Origin of the sequence: uncultured Parabacteroides sp., from assembly GCF_902493135.1 — a bacterium.
Lineage (GTDB): Bacteria > Bacteroidota > Bacteroidia > Bacteroidales > Tannerellaceae > Parabacteroides.
Genome location: NZ_CABUOD010000010.1, coordinates 117552 through 124808, shown reverse-complemented (window position 1 = coordinate 124808; position 7257 = coordinate 117552). Strand labels below are relative to the sequence as shown.

The window sequence follows — 7257 nt, the reverse complement described above, 5'->3', positions numbered from 1 at the left end:
ACTCGCTTCGCTCAAACAGCAGACGCTCCGGACGCTCACTGCGGTCTCTGCGCTTAACGCTCACCAGCTTAGGCCGGAGGTAGAGCCTGACGGCTCTTGGGGGATGGCCGATACCGACACCTATATAGCAGGCGGTATCGGCCATCCCAAGAGAAAGCGGAGCTTTCTTGGAAAGGCCTAAGCGGACGGGCGTCAAGCGGAGGACAAAGGTGAAGCGTCCGGAGCCTGCGCTGTCTGAGCGAAGCGAGTTTCGCAGGCGACAGCGGAACCTTTGCCCGGAGTAGGCCGGACGGTTCAGCCTTGATCTTTTGGTTACTTTTCCATCAAGGGAAAAGTAACATTAACAAATTACAAATATGGAAACTCCGAAAAACAAAAACTGGAAAGTACTGAAAAGTGAATATCTATCCCGCCAACCCTGGTTTACCGTACGCCGGGAAGAGGTGGAACTGCCGAACGGAAACAGGATTCCCGAATATTATATATTCGAATATCCGGAATGGATCAACGTGATCGCAATCACCAAAGAGCAGAAATTCGTATTTGTCAGCCAATACCGTCATGGACTGGGTATCACGTCCTACGAACTTTGCGCCGGTGTCTGCGAAAAAGAAGACGCCTCCCCGCTCGTCTCCGCCCAGCGGGAATTGCTCGAAGAGACCGGCTATGGCAACGGGAACTGGAGCGAACTGATGGTGGTGGGCGTCAATCCGAGCACCCATACCAACCTGACGTACTGCTATCTCGCCACAGATGTAGAACCGGTCATGGCACAACATCTGGAAGACACGGAAGACCTGAGCGTCCATCTCCTGACTCTCGACGAAGTAAAAGAATTACTCCTGAACGACCAAATCAAACAAGCGCTCCATGCCGCCCCGCTTTGGAAATACATGGCGATGAATCATTTGATTTGAGAATACCGAATCGGCAACATCATTCCAGAATCAAGTTATTTTTTTTTACCGAACAATTCAGAATGGCTGCCGATTCTAAGCACATCAATTATATTTCCGTCAATCCAGATAAGAAGAAAATCTCCCTCTATGTGACATTCCATACAACCCCTATATTCGCCTTTCAACATGTGGGCTCTATACCCGTCCGGCAATTCAATTTCATTCTCCAGCATTCGAAACACCTCTAACAACTTTGCCAGCTTGATGGGGTCGTTCCGATACTTTTTGAAGTCCTTTTTATATTGTGTTGAATAACGCAATGTTTTCATCATTCACAGGACTTTATGAAGGCATCCATGCTGCTCGTGTTTATTGTACCGGCAAATTTACCTGCACGTGCCTCCTTTATGGCTGCAATCGTTTCCTCATTTGGTTCGGTGTACATAGCGTCCATTAAAGTGCTCTCTACAAAATTATTCAAGCTTCTGTTCGCTTTTTTAGCGTGCTCCTGCAAAAGTTGCAACAAGTCTTCACGCAGACGAAACGAAGTTTGTTTTCTTATCACTGTATCCATATTGTTGTTCTATTATATCGTATTACAAAAGTAATATACTTGCACACGAAAAACAAACTTTTAACGTACTTCGTTCATTCTACTTTGATGGTAATAAAGCACCAGATGGGTGGTAATTTTTCTTTTCCCCCCAAGAAAATGAACCATAAAAAGAATGCATCAAAAAGCTTTTGTGCAAAAAAATGAATGGTCGGTTCAAACCCTTATTGTTCATTTTCCAAAAAATCCCCATTCGTCCAAATCGAAACACATAAGCATGAGAATCGATTTTCATACCCGTGAAAATCGATTTTCCCGCAAGGGTAATATTTTTTAATAATCTTACACATGCTATAACGCTGATTCTCAACAGGCGCCAAAACCACGTTTTCCAGGGGGGATATTGTCATATTTTTTTGATTCTGCATACCGATGTATTGCACAATCCCGAAAAAGCATTATTTTTGTTCGCATTAGCAACATATCACCAATGAAGTTCAAACTTAGTATCATATTCGCGTTATTCTTTACCATACTTTGCGCCAACCGGTTACAGGCCCAGGAGAAAGCATTTCCCAAGAAAGGGGAAGGCGTCACCCTGTTCCTCAAACGCCACAACCGTACAGGCGCCGCTTATCAGAAGCAGTTCATCGAGCTGAACAAAAACAAATTAGGCAAAGGGAACGCCCTTCGGATGGGAGTCAAATATACGCTTCCCCCCTTGCAGGGAAAAGAAGCTGTCGCAGCCGCCGCCAAACGGGCGAACTATGAGCCGTTGTTCGGCAAAGAACTGGCCTCCTATAAAGTGACATCGTCCGAACTGAAAGGCGCCTGTTTCTACCTGGTCAGCGGGCATGGAGGCCCTGATCCCGGAGCAATCGGGCGGATTGGCAAAATCGAGTTGCACGAAGACGAATATGCCTACGACATCGTGCTTCGCCTGGCACGCAACCTGATGATGAAAGGAGCCAAAGTCCACATTATCATCCAGGATGCCAAAGACGGAATACGGAACGACAAATACCTGAAGAACAGCAAACGGGAGACCTGCATGGGCAGTCCGATCCCTTTCAACCAGGTTCGCCGCCTGAAACAACGGAGTGACAAGATAAACACGCTGTTCAAGCAGGATAAACACGCCTACAAACGGGCTATCTTCGTGCATGTGGACAGCCGGAACAAGGGCCGCCAGACCGATGTCTTTTTCTACCACCAGGACAAGAACTCCGAAAGCAAGCATCTGGCGAAAACCATGCGGACGACTTTCACCCATAAGTATAAAAAGCACCAGCCGGGACGTGGATTTACAGGGACGGTGGACGGACGGAACCTCTACGTGTTGAGGCATACGACACCGGCCTCCGTTTTCGTCGAGTTAGGCAATATCCAGAACAGTTTCGACCAACAGCGAATCATCCTGAGCGATAACCGTCAGGCACTCGCAAACTGGCTTTGCGAAGGATTTGTCACCGATTACAACCGATACAGGAAAAAAACACGGTAAAAAACAACATTCATCCGTTAAAAAGACTACTTTTGCATGTGAAACTAAATAGAACATCGTTTTAAGCATATCATGAGTACTCCATATATATCCCCGTTCGCGAAACCCGTATATGTCATGTTGAAGCCCGTCGGTTCGGTTTGCAACCTGGCGTGCGAATACTGCTATTACCTTGAGAAAGGGAAACTTTATCCGGAGGTGAAGAATCATATCATGAGCGAACAGTTACTGGAAAAATTCATCAAGGAGTATCTGGAATGCCAGACGATGCCGCAGGTTCTCTTTACCTGGCACGGGGGTGAAACGCTGATGCGTCCGATCAGTTTCTACAAGAAAGCGCTGGAATTGCAACGTAAGTACGGCCGAGGACGCCAGATCGACAACTGTATCCAGACAAACGGGACGCTGCTGAACGACGACTGGTGCCGTTTCTTCAAGGAGAACAACTTCCTTGTAGGAGTCTCGATAGACGGCCCGCAGGAGTTTCATGACGAATATCGCCGCAACAAACAGGGACTTCCCTCCTTCTATAAAGTGATGAAAGGAATCGAGCTGATGAAAAAGCATGGCGTGGAATATAACGCGATGGCAGTCGTCAATGACTACAACGTGGATTATCCGCTGGAATTCTATCACTTTTTCAAGGAAATAGATTGCCACTACATCCAGTTCACCCCGATTGTGGAACGCCTCGGATTCCATCAGGACGGAACATTGCTCACCTCGCCGGAACAGCAGGATGCCAATATCAAGCTGGCCCCTTTTACGGTCGATGCCGGAAAATGGGGAGATTTCCTTTGCGCGGTCTTCGACGAATGGCTGAAAGAGGATGTCGGGAATTATTATATCCAGCTTTTCGACTCCACGCTGGCAAACTGGGTCGGCGAGCAACCGGGCGTCTGTACGCTGGCACGCACTTGCGGACATGCCGGAGTGATGGAGTTCAATGGCGATGTATATGCCTGCGACCACTTTGTATTCCCGGAATATAAGTTGGGGAACATCCATGCCCAAACGCTTACCGAGATGATGTACAGCCAGCGCCAACTGAAGTTCGGGGCGGACAAATATGAAAAACTCCCTACCCAGTGCAAGGAGTGTGATTACCTGTTTGCCTGCAACGGCGAATGCCCCAAGAACCGTTTCCTCCACACGGCAAACGGCGAACCCGGATTGAACTATCTATGTAAAGGTTACAAGAAATTTTTCAAGCATGCGGCTCCTTACATGGATTTCATGAAAAAAGAATTGTTGGCCGAACGCCCGCCTGCCAATGTCATGCAATGGGCGAAAGAAATTAAGAATTAAAAATTAAGAATTAAAAAATAAATCATCATTTATTATATGAAAATCAACAGACGTGATTTTATTAAAACAGGAGGTATGGTTATGCTTGGATCATTAGCGGCTCCTTCATTCTTAGGAAGCTGTACCGGGAACGGGGCAGATCAGGCTACCGGCATCTCATTCGCTCAGAACCATTTTGGTGTCAGTGAAAGCGACATGAAAAAAGTGCTGACAGCAGCACTTGAAAAAGGCGGCGACTATGCCGATCTTTTCTTTGAACATTCTTACCGGAATAACATCGGATTGCAGGACGGAGCCGTAAACCGCGCTTCTTCCAATATCGATTTCGGTATGGGGGTACGCGTATTGGCCGGTGACCAGACCGGTTATGCGTATGTGGAAAACGTGACTCTCGACGAGATGCTGAAAGCAGCCCGTACGGCAGCCCGTATCGCAACCGGTTCGGCGGGAAAAGCTCCGGCGGGCCTGACGGAGGAACCGATCCAGAATAATTATTACGGTGTACAGACTCCCTGGGACGAACTCGCCGTAAATGCAAAGACTCCGTATCTTCAGAAACTGAACGACCAGATTTTTGCGCTCGACAAACGGGTACACAAGGTGATGGCTTCATTGGGAGACACGACTTCACACATCTTGTTCTGCAACTCCGAAGGACAGATGTACTACGACTATCGCCCGATGGTGACGCTGAGTGCCGTCTGCATCATGGAGGACAACGGGAAGATCGAAAATTCGTATGCCTCCCGCGCTTTCCGTATGGGAGCCGAATTCCTGACAGACGATATCATTGCCGAAGTGGCCAAGGAGGCGGTGGAGAAGACCTCCATTCTGTTCCAAGCCATCAAGCCTAAAGGAGGCGAAATGCCGGTCGTAATGGGTGCCGGAGGGTCCGGTATCTTGTTGCACGAAGCAATCGGCCATGCTTTCGAAGCCGACTTCAACCGCAAGAATACGTCTATCTTCTCCGACCAGCTGAACAAGAAGGTTTGTAACGAACATATCAATGTGGTGGACGACGGTACGATTCCTTTCAACCGCGGTTCTGTCAATATCGACGACGAAGGCATTGCCGGACAGAAGACCTACATCGTGAAAGAGGGTGTACTGACCAGCTATCTGCACGACCGTATCAGCGCCAAGCACTACGGCATTCCGTCAACGGGCAACGGCCGCCGCGAATCATTCCGCCAGATGCCGATCCCGCGTATGCGTGCTACCTATATGGAAGCCGGAAACGTGACGGAAGAAGAGATGATCTCGACCGTGAAGAAAGGCATCTATGCCTCCAGCTTCACCAACGGACAGGTACAGATCGGTGCGGGCGACTTCACCTTCTTCGTGAAAGACGGTTACCTGATCGAGAACGGCAAACTGACACAGCCGATCAAGGATATCAATATCATCGGTAACGGTCCGCGTGCGTTGGCCGATATCACGATGGTCGGAAACAATTACAAGATGGATAACGGCACCTGGACATGCGGCAAGGACGGACAATCCTGTCCGGTAACCTGCGGTATGCCGTCAGCATTAGTTAGTAAACTTACAGTAGGAGGAGAAAATTGATATGATAACAAACGAAAATAAAAAGCTGGCTCAGTGGGCCATGGAATTTGCCCTGAAAAACGGTTGCCAGGCCTCACGTGTAAGCATCTATAACGGATCGAGCAGTTCTTTCGAAATACGCGACATGAAAATGGACCGTTTGCAACAGGCATCGGAAAACAGCTTGGTGATCCATTTGTATGTCGACGGACGTTTCGGTTCCTTCTCTACCAACCGCCTGGATAAAAAGGAACTGGAAGGTTTTATCCGTAACGGCATCGCTTCCACCCGCTTCCTGGCGGAAGACAAGGCGCGTACGTTGCCCGATGCTTCCCTTTATTATAAAGGAGGAGGCACCGACCTGAAGCTGATCGATCCGAAGTTCGACTCGATTCAACCGGACGATAAAGTGGCGTTGGCCATGAACGTCTGCAACGAAATGATGGGGAAAGATGCCCGTATCATCTCTGCCAATTCATCCTACAGCGACGAAAAGGATTTCAAATATATGGTTGCCAGCAACGGCTTCGAAGGGGAAGCATCCGGTTCTTCTTTCAGCCTGGTTGCCAGTGTAAGCATCAAGGGCGAAGGGGATGCCCGCCCGGAATCTTACTGGTTCGATTCTTCTCTTTACTACGATACGCTGGTCAAGGAAGGTTTGGGGGTAAAGGCTCTGGAACGTGTAATGCGTAAACTGGGACAGAAAAAAGTCGCCTCAGGCAAATATCAGATGGTTGTGGACAATATGAATTCCTCCCGCCTGCTCTCTCCGGTAATCGATGCGTTGTACGGTTCTTCCATCCAGCAGAAGAACTCGTTCCTGTTGGATAAAATCGACCAGAAAGTATTGGGTGACCGTCTGACGATCATCGACGAGCCGCACATGGTGGGTGCATCCGGCGCCCGTTATTTCGATGGCGAAGGGATAGCGACAAAACGTTTGCCGGTGTTTGAAAACGGCGTTCTGAAAACCTATTACATCGATACCTATTCAGCCAACAAGATGGGTATGAAACAAACGATCGCCTCTCCTTCTATCCTGACCATGCAGATGGGAAATAAAGATACGGATGGCCTGATCGCTTCTGTCGATAAAGGTATTCTGGTAACGGGTTTCAACGGCGGTAACAGCAACAGTACGACCGGGGACTTCTCCTACGGTGTGGAAGGTTTCCTGATTGAAAAAGGCAAACTGACACAGCCCATCTCCGAAATGAACGCGACAGGCAACATGATCTCCTTATGGACGGGCTTAGCCGAGGTCGGCAACGACCCGCGCACGTTCTCCAGTTGGCGTGTCCCTTCGTTACTATTCGACGGAGTGGATTTTAGCGGGCTATAAGAAACAAAACATATCGTAAAAAGGCGGGCTAAATCGAAGTCCGCCTTTTATTTTTCCTGATTATTTGTTTCTTCCGATATATTACTTACATTTGTATCACTAT

At 48.4% G+C, this 7257-nt stretch carries 8 protein-coding genes; 6 read left to right on the top strand and 2 right to left on the bottom strand.

The genetic code is table 11. The features are described 5' to 3' along the window. Both RDN79_RS06855 and RDN79_RS06850 read left to right on the top strand, forming a co-directional pair. On the top strand, nucleotides 1-181 hold a 181-nt coding region (locus RDN79_RS06855; protein WP_308573019.1), incomplete at its 5' end, for a hypothetical protein. 175 nt (nucleotides 182-356) lie between these two features. Then, nucleotides 357-917, top strand: coding sequence for an NUDIX hydrolase (locus tag RDN79_RS06850; protein ID WP_298552576.1), 561 nt, complete (start codon nucleotides 357-359; stop codon nucleotides 915-917). Between the two features lie 35 nt (nucleotides 918-952). Here the strand turns inward: RDN79_RS06850 and RDN79_RS06845 are convergent, their stop codons facing one another. Continuing rightward, complete coding sequence (locus RDN79_RS06845; protein ID WP_298552580.1) at nucleotides 953-1228, bottom strand: type II toxin-antitoxin system YafQ family toxin; 276 nt, start codon at nucleotides 1226-1228, stop codon at nucleotides 953-955. Continuing rightward, nucleotides 1228-1473: a toxin-antitoxin system protein gene (locus RDN79_RS06840; protein WP_298552575.1), complete on the bottom strand. Its 246-nt coding sequence runs from the start codon at nucleotides 1471-1473 to the stop codon at nucleotides 1228-1230. Before RDN79_RS06840 ends, RDN79_RS06845 begins: the two co-directional genes overlap by 1 nt. Before the next feature lie 469 nt (nucleotides 1474-1942). Between RDN79_RS06840 and RDN79_RS06835 the strand changes: the two genes are divergently transcribed. The 4 genes from RDN79_RS06835 (at nucleotide 1943) to RDN79_RS06820 (ending at nucleotide 7154) form a co-directional block, all read left to right on the top strand. Beyond that, nucleotides 1943-2956 carry an N-acetylmuramoyl-L-alanine amidase gene (locus RDN79_RS06835; RefSeq protein WP_298552574.1) on the top strand — a complete coding sequence of 338 codons (1014 nt, stop codon included), beginning with the start codon at nucleotides 1943-1945 and terminating at the stop codon, nucleotides 2954-2956. A gap of 72 nt (nucleotides 2957-3028) precedes the next feature. Then, nucleotides 3029-4264, top strand: a complete 1236-nt coding sequence (locus tag RDN79_RS06830; RefSeq protein ID WP_298552571.1) for an anaerobic sulfatase-maturation protein — start codon at nucleotides 3029-3031, stop codon at nucleotides 4262-4264. Between the two features lie 36 nt (nucleotides 4265-4300). After that, nucleotides 4301-5833, top strand: a complete 1533-nt coding sequence (locus tag RDN79_RS06825; protein WP_298552569.1) for a TldD/PmbA family protein — start codon at nucleotides 4301-4303, stop codon at nucleotides 5831-5833. Nucleotide 5834: 1 nt separating this feature from the next. Beyond that, a complete protein-coding gene (locus RDN79_RS06820) occupies nucleotides 5835-7154 on the top strand; it encodes a TldD/PmbA family protein (protein WP_298552567.1) in 1320 nt (439 codons plus the stop codon). Nucleotides 7155-7257: the final 103 nt, after the last annotated feature.